14 protein-coding genes and 1 pseudogene are annotated in these 14,579 nt (G+C 47.2%); 2 read left to right on the plus strand and 13 right to left on the minus strand.

Translation table 11 applies throughout. The annotated features are described in order from the left end of the window. From PMI05_RS05020 to PMI05_RS05060, 9 genes are all read right to left on the minus strand, one after another. A partial coding sequence (locus PMI05_RS05020; RefSeq protein ID WP_007718092.1) for an NTF2-like N-terminal transpeptidase domain-containing protein occupies positions 1 to 1,318 on the minus strand: 1,318 nt, incomplete at its 3' end. A gap of 169 nt (positions 1,319 to 1,487) precedes the next feature. Further along, a complete protein-coding gene (locus PMI05_RS05025) occupies positions 1,488 to 2,180 on the minus strand; it encodes an FHA domain-containing protein (protein WP_007718094.1) in 693 nt (230 codons plus the stop codon). 196 nt (positions 2,181 to 2,376) lie between these two features. After that, positions 2,377 to 2,706: a mannose-6-phosphate isomerase gene (locus tag PMI05_RS05030; RefSeq protein WP_007718096.1), complete on the minus strand. Its 330-nt coding sequence runs from the start codon at positions 2,704 to 2,706 to the stop codon at positions 2,377 to 2,379. Positions 2,707 to 2,889: 183 nt separating this feature from the next. Continuing rightward, positions 2,890 to 3,165 (minus strand): DUF2277 domain-containing protein, encoded by a 276-nt coding sequence (locus PMI05_RS05035; RefSeq protein WP_007718101.1) that lies wholly within the window; start codon positions 3,163 to 3,165, stop codon positions 2,890 to 2,892. Between the two features lie 142 nt (positions 3,166 to 3,307). Continuing rightward, positions 3,308 to 4,240 carry an aldo/keto reductase gene (locus tag PMI05_RS05040; RefSeq protein ID WP_007718103.1) on the minus strand — a complete coding sequence of 311 codons (933 nt, stop codon included), beginning with the start codon at positions 4,238 to 4,240 and terminating at the stop codon, positions 3,308 to 3,310. A gap of 283 nt (positions 4,241 to 4,523) precedes the next feature. Continuing rightward, entirely contained in the window at positions 4,524 to 5,507 is a 984-nt protein-coding gene (locus PMI05_RS05045; RefSeq protein WP_007718106.1) for an AraC family transcriptional regulator, read from the minus strand. 135 nt (positions 5,508 to 5,642) lie between these two features. Then, a complete protein-coding gene (locus PMI05_RS05050) occupies positions 5,643 to 6,419 on the minus strand; it encodes a GNAT family N-acetyltransferase (RefSeq protein ID WP_007718109.1) in 777 nt (258 codons plus the stop codon). A 29-nt stretch (positions 6,420 to 6,448) separates the two neighbouring features. Then, positions 6,449 to 7,342, minus strand: a complete 894-nt coding sequence (locus tag PMI05_RS05055; RefSeq protein WP_007718113.1) for an AEC family transporter — start codon at positions 7,340 to 7,342, stop codon at positions 6,449 to 6,451. Between the two features lie 12 nt (positions 7,343 to 7,354). Continuing rightward, positions 7,355 to 8,320 carry a carbohydrate kinase gene (locus PMI05_RS05060; protein WP_007718115.1) on the minus strand — a complete coding sequence of 322 codons (966 nt, stop codon included), beginning with the start codon at positions 8,318 to 8,320 and terminating at the stop codon, positions 7,355 to 7,357. A gap of 124 nt (positions 8,321 to 8,444) precedes the next feature. On the opposite strand from PMI05_RS05060, the gene PMI05_RS05065 reads away from it, so the two are divergent. Then, the gene (locus PMI05_RS05065) at positions 8,445 to 8,777 is read left to right on the plus strand and encodes a hypothetical protein (RefSeq protein ID WP_007718117.1); all 333 of its coding nucleotides are present in this window, start codon (positions 8,445 to 8,447) and stop codon (positions 8,775 to 8,777) included. Positions 8,778 to 8,828: 51 nt separating this feature from the next. Here the strand turns inward: PMI05_RS05065 and PMI05_RS05070 are convergent, their stop codons facing one another. The 4 genes from PMI05_RS05070 to PMI05_RS05085 form a co-directional block, all read right to left on the minus strand. After that, positions 8,829 to 9,812, minus strand: coding sequence for a glutaminase (locus PMI05_RS05070; RefSeq protein WP_052006408.1), 984 nt, complete (start codon positions 9,810 to 9,812; stop codon positions 8,829 to 8,831). 19 nt (positions 9,813 to 9,831) lie between these two features. Continuing rightward, positions 9,832 to 11,253: a M20 family metallopeptidase gene (locus PMI05_RS05075; protein WP_007718120.1), complete on the minus strand. Its 1,422-nt coding sequence runs from the start codon at positions 11,251 to 11,253 to the stop codon at positions 9,832 to 9,834. A 25-nt stretch (positions 11,254 to 11,278) separates the two neighbouring features. Then, positions 11,279 to 12,508 (minus strand): MFS transporter, encoded by a 1,230-nt coding sequence (locus tag PMI05_RS05080; RefSeq protein WP_007718122.1) that lies wholly within the window; start codon positions 12,506 to 12,508, stop codon positions 11,279 to 11,281. A gap of 235 nt (positions 12,509 to 12,743) precedes the next feature. Continuing rightward, positions 12,744 to 14,042, minus strand: coding sequence for a hypothetical protein (locus tag PMI05_RS05085; RefSeq protein WP_039960287.1), 1,299 nt, complete (start codon positions 14,040 to 14,042; stop codon positions 12,744 to 12,746). 134 nt (positions 14,043 to 14,176) lie between these two features. Between PMI05_RS05085 and PMI05_RS29785 the strand changes: the two are divergent. Further along, a pseudogene (locus tag PMI05_RS29785) lies at positions 14,177 to 14,530 on the plus strand (DinB family protein); the annotation flags it as partial. Between the last annotated feature and the right edge of the window lie 49 nt (positions 14,531 to 14,579).

A 14,579-nucleotide genomic window follows, 5' to 3' on the forward strand; every position in this document is an offset into this window, starting at 1 on the left:
TGGCTCCTGATTCAAGGCCAATCGCTGCCGTAATCGGCTTGAAGGTCGAGCCCGGCGCAAACCCGCGCGCGAACCGATTGAGAAGCGGCTTTTGCGGGTTTTCATTCATTTGCTTCCACTCTGTAGCCGACATCCCAAGCACAAACGCATTAGGATCAAAGGACGGAGAATTGACGAGGGCCAGTATTTCCCCGGTCTTTGGTGAGATCGCCGATGCCGTGCCTGCTTCGTTTTTCAGCTCCTGGTAAATCGTTTTCTGTATTTCAGCATCTATCGTTAATGCCAGTGGCTTTCCATGCTTGGCGAAGCGTTCCGCCACGGTCTTTTTTTCCGTTCCTTCTGGATCCGTAATGACGATACGCCCACCTGCACTCCCTCTTAGCTGCTCCTCAAAAATCTGTTCCAGTCCTGATTTTCCAATCACATCAGATGTTTTATACCCCTGATCCTTTCGCTTCTCGTACTCTTCCTGACTGATCGCTCCTACATAGCCAACCAAATGGGCCGTCGCATCCTGATAGGGATAGTAGCGGACTTTCTTTTTGTGCAGTTTGAGCCCTTCTGTTTTTTCTAATTGTTTGATGCGTGCATCGTCCTGCGGCAGCGTGGCGATCCGGATAAACTTGGCCGACTTGCTTGTCGTAGCTTGGACCTTGGAGGTGAGGTCATCCAACGGAATTTGCAAAAGCTTGCTGACCTCCATTTTCCCGGTCTGTGAAGCCTGACTCCATTCTCCCGGATTTATCCCGATATCTACCCCGACACGCTCTGTTGCCAATGGACGCCCTGCCCGATCCGTGATTTCACCTCGTCTGGGATGCACCGTATTGGCTCTTACTTTGTCCCCTTCTTTCATTTCTGGAAAAATAAAAGAAGGATTCCAATGAATGTACCAGTCCTCCAAGTCATTCTGCGTTTCTTTGACAAGTGTCGCTTTCCCCGTAAAGGAAATCGGTTCAATGAAAGTTTCCATCGTCAGCCGGTAATGAAAATTGATCTGCCCATCCTCACCTAGCATGACGTCGCCATTGTACATCGGCTCGACCGCAATCGCTTTGGCCTCGATTCCGCCGTAAATGTTTTGATAACGCGAAACGAATTCTTCTTTGCTGATGGTCTTTTTTGTATGTAAAGAAAGCTGCTCGTACATGTCAGAGAATTTCTGTTCTCCCCACTTTGTCGTATACGCGGTGAATGCTGTCTTTGCCCTCTCGCCATCCGACTGCGTGTTGTCCTTCCAAAAGTCCCAGAAAAGATAGAAAAACCCTGAAAGAACAACGACAAAAACCGTCCAAAATACTATCCATGTCTTTTTCACTAGTCATTCACCTTCCCTACCACACGATATTACAGTCGGATACCATAATATATGGAAAAAAGATGATGGCAAGATGAGACTATTATCATAGGACGATGATAAGTATCAGATAGTTACATCAAATGCAAAAAAACACAGGAAATTCATCCTGTGTCTGTCGTACTGCCTACTACTCTTCCCACATGTAACCGAAGCGCGGGATCGTGGTGACGTTTTCTCCAAATCTGCCCAGCCGCTTACGCAAGCGATAAACGAGAGCGTTGATCTCGGCTCGTCCAACATCCGGGACGCTGCTCTCCGTATTCAGCAACCGTTCCGGCCAGACGAGTACCATGATTTCATCATAGCTGACCGCCTGATTCGAACGTTGGTACAGAAGCATGAGCAAGTCCATATCTTTTCCGGTCAAATGGATTCTCGTGCCATCGAGACGTATTTCTCTGCGTTCCAGATTGATGACCAAGCCGGACGTGGAGGTAGTTTCTTTTGGAATCGTCAAAGGGAATGAGAACTCCCGCGTCACATCCATCTCGCTACCCTCTGCAAAAAATATCATCTCTACCACGCCTTTAGCCAGCGTAATATGATCACCGTGATAAAGAAAATGCGGTGCTTGCTGTATCACCATTCCGTTCACTTCTGTCCCATGCTTGCTTTGCAAATCAGAAATCGTATATTGGTTATTGATTTTCCGTATCACTGCATGCCTTCTGGATATATACGGACTAGAAAAAGCAATGTCTGGTTGTAATTGATTACCCCGTCTCCCAATCGTACACTCTTCCTTATGTAGAAACTGACGCTTCTGAAGCTGCCCGGGGTCTCCTTTTTTAATCAATACATATATGCCGTCGTCCAACATTCATCACCTCGAAAAGAGTTGGAGCTATCAGTATTTATTACATAACAAATTACGCATAAGTCAACACTTTTCTGAACATATATTAATAGCAAAAAAGCCGCCAATTGTCCAGCCAACGAAAGTGACCGGTCGATTGACAGCTCTATATCATCGCTATTCACGAACGAATAGCGGTCGATTTTCTATGTTGATCGTCTTAGGAGCAGCGTTTGAGAGCAGCGAATTTTTTCGGTTCAATCGCCAGTAGATGGCAATCGCCATTCGGGATAAACAGCTTGTAAGAAACTCCCTTCGGCACAACGATAAACTCTCCGGCTTCCACCCATATATTACGCTCGTGGTACATCAGCAGTAGTCTGCCATTGACGACAAACAGCAGTTCATCTTTCTGGTCATTTTGTTGCCAAGGATACTCACCTTGCAACTTCTCTAGCTTAATAGACGTATCATTCATCTCTCCGACAATCAGAGAGCCCCAGGAATCTTGCAAGCGTGATAAATGTTGTGCGACGTTCACCTTTTCCATGATGATCCTCTCCCCTTTGCCTTCTACGATAATATAATTCACAGGAGAGAGACATAGTAGCGAAATGATAAATCATCTCATAAGACGATGATAAGATGCTGAAATTTCTGATACAGGAAACCAAAATAGGCAGTTGCCCAAATGGACTGCCCCTAGAATAGACTATTTGTCTTTAGCATCTCACTACTCTGTCGTGCCAAACCGTTTGGCGTTTCTCGCGCGAGCACGCTCGATTTCGACTTCTCGATTGCGTGGCTCTGCATTCGTCACCAGCGAATCCATGAGGTTTTTCGCAACAACGGAGACCTCTTGGACCGCTCGGTGAAAAGCCTCTTCATTGGCCTTCGAAGGCGTGTTGAAGCCCGAAAGCTTTCGCACGAATTGCAGGGCTGCTGCTTGAATCTCATCTTCTGTCGCGGGTGGGTCGAAGTTGAACAAGGTTTTGATGTTTCGGCACATTGTTTACACCTTCCGTTCCCTTTTTTATATTATTTTACTATAGGTGATCGATGAATCGCTAGGTTTGCTGATTGTGCTTCAAAATCTCACTGACGAGGCGTTAAGCTAAAGGGCAGTAGTACGAAGGTTCGCCACAGAGAACCTATTTAAAAATACGATCAATTTCGTTGATTTCTTCTTCTGTCAGGTGGACGTCCACTGTTTTTAAATTATCCAGCACTTGCTCTGCTCTTTGTGCTCCGGGAATGACAACATCAATTGAATGATGTGTGAAATACCAAGCAAGGACTATATGAGCAACTTCGGCATTTTTTTTATTTGAAATTTTACGGAGCTGCTCTACCTTTTCTAGATTTCTTTTAAAGTTATCGCCCTGGAAGTGAGGCATATCTTTGCGTAGATCATTGAATGTCATATCCTTATTGTATTTACCGGCAAGCAAGCCTGAGGCTAGTGGAAAATATGGAATAAACGAGATATGATTCTCTGTCGTATATGGAAAGAATTCTTGTTCCGCTTCACGCTGCAGCAAATTGTAGTTTCCCTGTACTACATCGACATAACCATCCTTATTTGCTTCTTTCAATTGTTCCAGTGAAAAGTTAGAAACGCCAATTGCTCTAATTTTACCTTCGTCCTTTAGCTGTTTTAAGACTCCAACTGCCTCATCTTTTGGTGTATCCTGATCTGGCGCATGAATATAAAATAAATCTATGTAATCTGTTTGTAGCCTTTTCAAACTATCTTCAACGGTTTGTTTTAAATAAGCGGGCGAATTATCCATGGTAACATCATTGCCGACAAGTGTAAGGCCACCTTTTGTTGCAAGGATGAGTTCATGACGCTTTCCTGCTTCTTTTATCACTTCACCTATTAGCTCCTCTGAACGTCCTATTCCATAAAAAAACGCTGTATCTAAAAAATTCACTCCATGGTTGATCGCAGCCCGCACCAAATCTTTTCCTACTTCTTCATTTACATTAGGATAAATATTGTGGCCTCCTACAGCGCTTGTTCCAAGTCCGATTGGATTGACAACTAAGTCTGTTTTACCAATTCGTGTTTGTTTCGTCATTCTCTTCAACTCCCTCTGATTTTAAGCTTAGCGTACGTTTTCGCGCGAGGTTTTTACCGGTTTCTACATCATAATTCATTACGTTACGTAAGTTTCAAGTGCAAAATGGATTTTTTTGAATATTCTCATGAAAATATTGTTTTTCTTTAGGGACCTGGAGCCTAATGGCATGTTGCCGCTCGCCCTATGCCGAGGATGAGAATAACCTCTTGTCCGAACAACGACTCTGCTATAAACGATATATCTGAGGAAGACGTATAACACGGTCTGGTGGCTTGTAAAACTAGCAAAATCTCCCCCGCTTCACCTCGGAAGGATTGAATCCATACTGCTTGCGAAACGCCTCGGAGAAATGACTGAAGTTAGAGAATCCCACGATGAGTGCAACCTCACTGACATTCAGATTGCCCTCCCGCAGCAGTCCAAGCGCTTTTTCCAACCGCCTTTCCCGCAAGTAGGCAAATACACTCGTCCCGAACTCTTCTTTGAAGCCGATCTTTAGCTTGTATTCATTGAGCTGCGCCATACGCGCCAGTTCGAGCAGAGAAGGCGGAGACTCCATTTTTTCGAGTAAAATGTCACGGGCCTTGTGAATCTTTTCCCGATCACTTCGAGATAACTGTGACCTTGGTCGATTCTCTTCCCGCTCGAACAAAAACGTATCCAGCGCCGACGACACAATCTCCAGAATCTTGCCTTCCGTATGCAATCTCCGCAGCTTCAGATGGGAGGATGAAAAATCGTTCAATTGCTGGAGCATCCGCGCCATATTCGGTTGCAACGGCATCCGAAACAGACGATAGGCTTGATTGCCAAGCAGCCCTTGAAAGGAATACGCTGCTCCCACATCGCTCTCAGCCACCCAATCATTAAATTGCTCCATGGAAATACCGATCCCGACAGATCGATGAGGAACATCCGCCCGGTACATAAAATGCGCATGAAAATCGTTCATCAATTGAAGGGAGCAGCTCCCAGGCAAAAACTCGTGCTGACTTCCCGAAACGACGAACTCCCCGCTGCCCTCCAAACAAAAGCTAAGCTCAACCATGGCTGCCTGCGACTGTAAATCCATGACGCGGTTTTCCTGAAGGGAATAGCTGGACTCGACCAGCTCCAATCCCGGTCGAGGAATCAGTCTCCGAAAGTAGCCATCATTATTCGTCAGTGTATACCGATTCGCTTCGGACACAATGCGATCACTTTTTGTAGAGGGCAATGCATTGATATAGCTATCGTATATGGAATGTACAGTTGCTTGATCCATGACCTTCTCCCTGCCTAACCATATGTAGGATAATTTTGCAAATGATTCTTATTCTCATAATAATTACACAGGCGACTATCTGCAACTACAAAAGCTGCCCCCTCAGAGCATTGGGCAGCTTCTTTTTCCACGATACTATTTATACTCATAAAAACAAGGATAAGAATAGGCAAGAAATTCAAAGCCTTTTTTCTCCAGAATCGGTCGGCTCATCGGACTCGCATCCACCATCAACAGCGGATACCCGCGTTCCTGTGCTGCTTGTACGCGCACTGCCACGAGAGCCGTATAATAGCCTTTATTTCGAAATTCAGGTAAAGTAGAGCCTCCCCACAGACTGCCAAAGGACGTATCCTCATGCAAGTACATCCAAGCAGCACTCACTGCCTGATCGCCACTGTACGCAGCGTACACGAGCAGGTGCTCAGGATCTTCCGCCAAATCCCGTTTTAATCTCGCAGCAAGCTCCTCATTCGCACTGCCCCATACTTGCTCCTTCAACTGCATGATATCATCAATGCCCGCCGATTCAGTGATTTGCCGTATCTCTGGCGGAATGACAAGGCTTCGTAACTCCTCTGCCTGCGCCACCCCCAACACAAGCGTCGCTTCCTCCTCATCAACTGTAAAACCATGGCCTTTCAGCCTTTCAAGCAAATTAGCCGGTTGGTCATAATCAAACAGCTTCCACTCAAAGGATTGCTGAAGACTTGAGAAATATTCGAGTTCCTGCTTGATAACTTCCTCTGCATTTTCTTCAGACAGCCTGGAAAACAAGACGACTCCTGAATCATCCGAAGTCGGTGAAACGTGACGAACGAGGTGTTCTGTCTCCTCCCGTCGAAGTGGCGGATAGGTAATATCCACTCTCATCTCTTTGTCAAAAAGGCGCAATACCTCTGTCTTATTCATGTTTTCTTCCTCCCTTGTCTACGTCAGGACTAGTGCAAAATGTTCAGCAAAAACGTTAATGTTCCGATACTGATAACCGTCGTAACCAACACGCTGCTGGAAACAAATTGTGGTCGCATGTTGAATTGGATCGCATAGATCGCAGTAGTTGCGGCAGAAGGCATGGCTGCTAGAACGACCAATACCTTTTGCAGAAGCGGATCAATCGGGAATAACAGACAGATGAGGTACGCCAAAAGTGGTGACGCCACCAGCCGAATGACACTCGCAGCGCTGAGTCCCTGCCACTCTAGCGCTTTGGTAGATACATTGGCGAGCTGCATGCCCAAGATGAGCATTACAACCGGAATCGCCGCTTGTGCAACGAGATCAATCGCCTGGTAATAGCTTTGCGGGATGACGATTTGCATCTGTTGCAGCAAAATCGCAAGAACCACAGCGTAATTAGATGGCTGCTTGAAGATCGCCTTGATGGCCGTCCCCATCCCATTCCCGCCTCGGGAGGCAAAATACACGCCGAATACTCCCATCATGATCGAGTGGAAAACCATGATTTGCACCGCATACGTAAAGCCAGCGTCTCCGAAGGCGAACAAAATAATTGGCGTCCCGTAGTTGCCACTGTTCATGAAGGCGGTCGCGAGCATCAGTGCGCTTTCCTGTTGCTTGTCGTATTTGAATAATCGTGCCGTCAACTGCGTGATCACAACGAGAGCAGCCAGCAAGAGCAGCGAAATCACCACGATATAAAATAATTGCAAGTCGAGCTGTGTTTTGTAAAACGTACGAAAGACGAGCGCCGTCGACAAGATGTAAATCGCCAGGGAAGAGATCGGTTTCAAATCCATTTTGAAAATGCGCTGCAAAATATAGCCGCTAAGAAAAATGAGCAGGACAGGCAGGATGACTTCCACAAAAATCATGATTCTTCCCTCCTACCGTGCTGCTTCCATGAAGCTTTTGACCTCGGACAGCGCAGGCATGGCGGGAATGGCACCTGATCTTGTTGTCGTGAGGGCACCTGCGGCATTAGCAAAGCGCACCATGTCCTCTAGCGTGGCTTTTGGGATATCCAGCATACTTTCCCCCGCCTCAAGAAGCTGATAGAGCAGTGCGCCAACAAACGCGTCTCCCGCTCCAGTCGTATCGATCGCGGTTACTGGAAATCCATCGACTGTACCGAAATGATCTTGTGTGCGGTAAAAACACCCCTTTTCCCCTAACGTGACAAAAACAGCTTGCAGATCATATTGCGCAAGCATCCACGCTGTCGCTTCCACAGCATCCTCGCTCCCCATGAGAAAAGCCAGCTCTTCCTCGGACAGCTTAACGATATCGGCCTGCGCCATTCCTTTGAGGGCCATAGCCTTCGCTTCTTCCAGATCCCCCCATAAGGACGCTCGAATATTTGGGTCAAATGAAAGGAGTCTCTGATGCTTTTTGGCGTACTCGACGGCTTTCCAGGTTGCTGATCTGGCTGGCTCATGCGTCAAGGACAACGTACCGAAATGAAAAATCGCTGCCTGTGCAATCAACGCCTCGTTCACGTCTTGTTCCCGCAGCATAATGTCTGCACCCGGATTGCGGTAAAAGTGAAAAGAACGATCACCTGTCTCATCGAGATGGACAAAAGCCAACGTCGTAGGCGCTTCCTCCGTGAGTACGAGCCCTTCTGTCCCAATATTCTGTCGGATCAAGGTCTGTTGTAAAAAACGCCCAAACACATCGTTTCCTACCGCACCGATAAAGGAGGTCCGCTTCCCAAAGCCTGACAGAGCGGCAAGTACATTGGCTGGCGCTCCTCCAGGGTTTTGCTCAAATGCAGCGCTGTCCGGCTTTTCCTTATGCTGTACAGGTGTAAAATCAATCAATAACTCGCCACATGCAACCACTTCTATCATGTTGATTTCCTCCGATGACCGTGATAGCTCCAGTATGTCACAGGTTCTTTTTTTTGCCAATGAAAGCCAGCAGCTGTATGTTGATGTTTCCATTTGGTAAAATCAAGAAACGAGGTGATTCGCTGTGAAAAGTTTTGGTTTTACCATTTTTGAACCAGTTGGAATAAGAACCGATTATCCTTTGGTTGATTTGGAGAAAAAACAGGTGACAGCAAGAATCTTCTATAAAGATAAACTTCTGATGACAGTGCTCGTTGATTTACGAGCAGATCATATTCATAAGGAAGGAAATCTATCAGAAGTTGCTCACTTTACTACCCCAGATGGAATGCAGATGGTAGAGGAAGAGAGAGAAATTAGCATCATAAAGAGCCAGGCTGAGTTTTTCATTGAAAACAGCATTTCGAATCCTACAGCATACGAAGAGCAACTCATCAAAGAGCAATTGCGAAAGTAAAAGAAATGGCTAAAGATCCAGACATGATCTGTGATCTCTAGCCATTTCTTTTTAATAGATCGTCAAATCCCACGCACTTGCCATATGCTTGAGCATTGCTACCCCAGCTACACTGTTTCCGTACTGGTCAATCGCAGGGCCATACACACCGATTCCGCAGCCGCCAGCAAAAGGCAGATCCCCAGAGCGCCCACGCGGAGGGATGGCAGCCATAATGCCTCCTGACACGCCGCTTTTCGCTGGCACGCCCACAAAAGCAGCGAAATTACCAGAAGCGTTGTACATGCCGCATGTGACCATCAGTGCTTTGGTCACACGAGCCAGCTCTTTGCCGAAAAGCTGTTCCTTGCGTATCGGATCATAGCCATCATGCGCCAGGATCAAGCCGATTTTCGCGATGTCCTCTGCCGTTACCTCCAGAGAGCATTGCCGGATATACACGTCCAAAGCATCCTCTACCGGACAAGCCAAAAAGCCAGTAGCTGCGAGATAGTAGGCGAGGGAACGATTGCGGTTGGCTGTTTGCCACTCGGAGTGATACACTTCCTCATTGATCTGATGCTTGCGTCCTGTCATGCGCTCGACCATGTCTTGAAAGGAACGAAATTTTTCCTGGACTCCGTTCCCCTGTAACAAGGAAGACACCGTAATGGCTCCTGCATTGATCATCGGATTAAAAGGCCTTCCCGGCTTGTGCATTTCCAGCCGAACCATCGAATCAAATGCGTCTCCCGTAGGCTCTACATCCACCTGCTCCAATACATTCTCTATCCCATGGTGCGTACATGCTGCGAGAAAGCTGATGACTTTGGAAATGCTTTGCAGGGTGAAAGGAGCATCGTAGTTGCCTGCCCTGCTGATTTGTCCATCTGGTCCCATCACACAAATCCCTAGCTGTGTTGGGTCAGCCTCTTTCAAAGCAGGGATATAAGCAGCGCATTTGCCCTTGCTGGACTCCCCACGATATTGCTCGATCCATTGTTCCAAGCAGTCTGTTTCGATCGTTCTTGTTTGCTGCGCCACTTGACTAACCAACTTCCTTTTCACCGTCGATTTAAGCTTTTTGAGGTGGTTGAACATCGTCAGGAATGAGCGAGAAATATTCTTCTCCTTCCAAACGTTCCTGCAATTCGGCTTTTGCCTGTTCGATCAGCGCTGGGTTTTCCATCACCTCGATCGCTGTAGCTGCCATGACTTTACCTGCTTGCAGCATCCCTTTGTGTGCGATTGGCATGGCCCCTTGCGAGACAACCTGCCACGTATGGAAAGGCGTACCCAGTGCCCAGCATGTCGTCATACATTGCATCGTCGGTACTTGCCAGCTAACATCTCCCACATCCGTAGACCCAGCAAGCGTAAACTCGTGCGTAGAAAGTGGTCCGATCACATCCGCAATCACTTTGTCCTTCAATTGTTTCGCTGTTTCACGATCCAAACCGAACAACGAAGCTCTCATATCCTCAGCTGTTAACGTTGCCTGAATTTGTTTGGCATATTGCTGATCTGCTTCATCGTACGTAGGCACGCCGACTTCAACCAGATTTTTGTGCATGAGCTTCGCTAATACCGTATTCGGCACAAGATCAGAAGCTGTCCCTTCAAACACCGCTTCCATGGTGGTTCCCGTCATTAAGGCGGCTCCCCGTGCGATGTTGTAGACTCTTTCATATAGTTCCTGCACTTGCTGCTTTTTCGGAGCACGAATCAAGTACACGACCTCCGCAAACGGCTGGACGACGTTTGGTGAAATTCCGCCTGTATTCGTAATCGCGTAATGAACCCGTGCTTCTGGAATCATATGCTCTCTCATGTAGTTCACGCCTACGTTCATTAGTTCCACGGCATCCAAGGCACTGCGTCCCAAATGCGGAGCGGCGGCTGCATGCGCGCTTTTTCCGTGAAACTGAAAACGAACAGAGTAATTCGCAAGCGAGCTGATGTTCATGATGCTTGGCGCTGTCGCAGGGTGCCAGGAGAGTGCAAAATCTACGTCAGCAAATACGCCGGCCCTTGCCAAATACGCTTTTCCAGAGCCTGCTTCTTCTGCTGGACACCCATAGTAACGAACTGTACCTTGAAAGCCTGTTTGCTCCATGTAATCCTTGATGCCAACCGCTGCTGCCAATGCTCCGGCACCTAAGAGATTATGTCCACATCCATGCCCATGACCGTCCGTTACAATCGGCTCATGGTTGATCGCGCCTTTTTTCTGGCTCAAGCCTGCCAGCGCATCATACTCGCCCAGGATGGCTACGACGGGCTTGCCACTTCCGAAGCTGGCAACAAAGCCAGTACCCAGTCCAGCGATTCCTTTCTCGACTTCAAAGCCCTCTGCTGCCAACGCTTGACACAAATACTCGGCAGAACGATGCTCCTCGAAGTAAATCTCTGGCGTTTCCCAAATTTTATCGCTAACGCGAATAAACGCGTCTCTTTTTTGTTCAATTAACGCAGAAATGATCTCGGTTCTGTTCATTTCATACGCTCCTTTCTCTAGTTGTTCAGGCGGATGCACTGTCGGCGTTTTGCTTCAACAGCTCGCCTTTTTCATAGTTCAATGATAGTAGTGCACCAATGCAGATGACCGCGAAGCCGATCAGCATCCAGAACGCTGCATCAAATGAACCGTTAAACGCTTCTACGATGAAACCAATCGCCATTGGCGTGATAAAGCCAGCTAGCTGTCCACCTGTATTCACGATGCCCATCCCAGTTCCCGCTACAGCAGCCGGAAGATTTTTCAGGACAACAGACGGCAACAGGATGATCACAAAGGAAAGGAACAGCGACACAATTGCTTGGTACGTAATAAACATCGTCACGCTCGATGCAGTAAACATGAAGTACAAGAGGACCGCGACTACCACACAGGAGAAACTACCAATGATTTTTTCGCGACCTTTTGGCAGCTTGTCCAGTACATAGCCGCTCACATAAATACCGACCAGCGTAGCGAAGCCTGGGATCGTTTGCAGCCAGCCGAGTGAAATCATATCCAGTCCGCGTACCTTGCTCAAGTAAGTTGGCATCCAGGTTACGAGGCCCCAGTTCACTGCATAAATGCTAAAGTAAGCGATTAACAGACTCCAAAGCAGCGGTGTTTTAAACAGCATAGCCACTGAGGTTTTTTGTTGATCGGAGCCAGTTGTATTCGTTGCAGATTCTGCTTGTGGAAGTTTAATATAACGCCAGAACAGGAAAGCAATGATGGCGCCAATAGCTCCAATGACGACGAACATGGTTCGCCAGCCCATGGTTTGAATCATCCAAACGGATAAAATCGGGGAGAAAAGTCCAACAATGGCACTAGAGGAGAGCATCACGGACATGGCTCGCGAGCGTTCCTTGACAGGAAAAATGGTAGCGATAATCTTCGAGCTGGCTGGTTGGAAGCCACCTTCGCCGATCCCGAACAGAAAACGGATGAGAATCATCGAAGCCATCGACCAAGCGGCTCCGGTCAGCCCTGTAAAAATAGACCACATGACAACAGAAACGATGAGTACTTTTCTGGAACCAAATCGGTCTGCCAGCCAGCCTCCAGGCATTTGCATGAGTGCATAACCAGCAAAAAAACTACTGAGCAATAATCCCGTGGATGAAGCACTAAGCTGCAAGTCTTCTGTAATCGACAAAATGGCATAGTTCATGACGTATCGATCCAGGTTCCCTAATGCCCAGCCCAAAAACAGTAGCGCTAAAATCCAGTTTCTCGTGCGTGCTGATACCATATGTGTGGATACCTCCTTCTAGATGCATTACTAAGCTAGTTTTTCATTTTGGCGAAAGCGCATTCATCTCGTTCGATGACTGACGATCCGCGCAAATATGGTCCAGCTCCCTTAATTACCGCATATATTACGACATGTCGTTATATATACATTACGAAATGTTGAGACTATTGGCAACGGTTTTTTTTAACATTTCGATTTCTCTGCAATGAAAAAAGCACCCGTAACAGGGTGCTTACAAAAGTCGGTATCGTTTGATGGGTCTTCCTCGCGTTGATTGCGATTCCTCCCCTGAGCTTTCCGCCAGCTCAACGGCGCACAAATCCGCGACGATGCGCTGTGCATTTCGCTCGCTCATTTGCAAATATTTGGCCAGGTCCTTTGTCGTGAAATCGGTCCAACCCATTTTTTGCAGCAAGGCATCGAGCTTTTTATAGCTTTTGACGCTGATGTTCCCCTTTTTCAGCTTTTCCAAAACCTCATCATCGTCTGCACGATACGAGTAGATGAGCTCCTCTTCCTGACCGACCCACTCTACGATCGTTCCGTCATCCTGAATCATGACAATATCTCGCGTTGCTTTTTCCTTCGATTGGCGCAGTGCACGATGGGCATTCATCTCTGCTGCAAAAGCCGTCTCTCCAAAACCGATTCCGACAGCGACCGTCGTATCTGCTTCCTTCGCCAAAAACTCTACTGTGTTTTGCAAGGTAGGAATCTCCCTGTGAATCGTCCCGCGCGTGCTGAAGATGACATATCGGCCATTCCCCTGCTCCAGAAGTGATCCATCCACTTGCTCGCACAGCTTGATCAACGCTTGCTTTATACGCAGCTCCAAATATTGCAAATGATACGGGGTCTTTGCGCTTTCCTTGATTCTGTCAAATTGCTCGACCTCAATCATCTCGATCCCGATCTGTGTATCCTTGAAATAAGACGTCCGCACTCTCTCGACAAACACGCGTACCGTTTGCTGAATCTCCATATGGCTTGGCGAGATCCAATAGGCTGGGATACCTGCTTCTACTAGCGCTTGATAAACGGTCGGATAGCAGGTCATAGCAGCGTCTGTCTTTTTCTCCTTCCATAGCGCAAGATGAAAATCTAGCAGCTCCTGCGGATCAATCGTAGCTTCGAACGTCTTCATATACATATCGCTCACAGAGATGTTGATGCTGTGCAGGGAATCTTCCATGAATTTAGTGGATAAAAGCATATCGATGCTGACGCGATCGATTAATTTCCGATGAGTGTAGACCATTTCCAAAAAGCCTTTATAGATGCTGGACTCCGTTGGGTAAATATGTTCCATCCGCTTGTCATCATCCAATGCTTGCCGGGCAATCAAGTACGGAATCGGTCCGGAAAAAAGCCAATGATCCACGTACTGGTCATTTTCCAAGACGATTTTTTCTGTCTCTTTTGTCTCTGTATACGGATACGGAACAAAATTCATTCCTTCCTCGAATTCCTTTGCAACCGCAAGAATCCTTTCTACCGATTGCTTGGGACCAACCACGCCGATTTTAAACATCCATCTATCAACCTCTGCGTTTCTATTTAGACGAGCCTTGCTTACGACCATTCTATACGTATTCACGCAAACAAATCCACCCTTCTCCAAACAAATTGGAAGGGAAGGCGTTGATAAAAGGCGAATAACTCCGGATTCCACGTCTGGAGATCATTCTTCAAGAGGGAGAAAGTAAGCCGTTTCCTCCATTTGATCGCTTCGCTCACTTACAGGAGACGTCGGAAAGATCGTTCGAGCAAAAGCTGCTGGAATTCAAAACGCTTCGTGCCGAAAACATAGCCAAGCTGCGAACGCTCGTGGAACCGGAAAAGCATCTGGAATTAACCGGACTCCATCCCGCTTTTGGGGTCGTAAAAGTACGGGAATTGCTCTCTACGTGGGTCGTTCATGATTTAACGCATACGGCGCAAATTGTACGGGTCATGGCCAAAAGATACACAACTGATGTAGGGCCATGGAGCGAATATTTAGGTATCCTGAACAAATAATCGAACAGGCAGTGGCAGCTCTAGACGCAAATGTACGTCATCGCTGCCA

This window comes from Brevibacillus sp. BC25 (assembly GCF_000282075.1).
Classification (GTDB): Bacteria; Bacillota; Bacilli; order Brevibacillales; family Brevibacillaceae; genus Brevibacillus.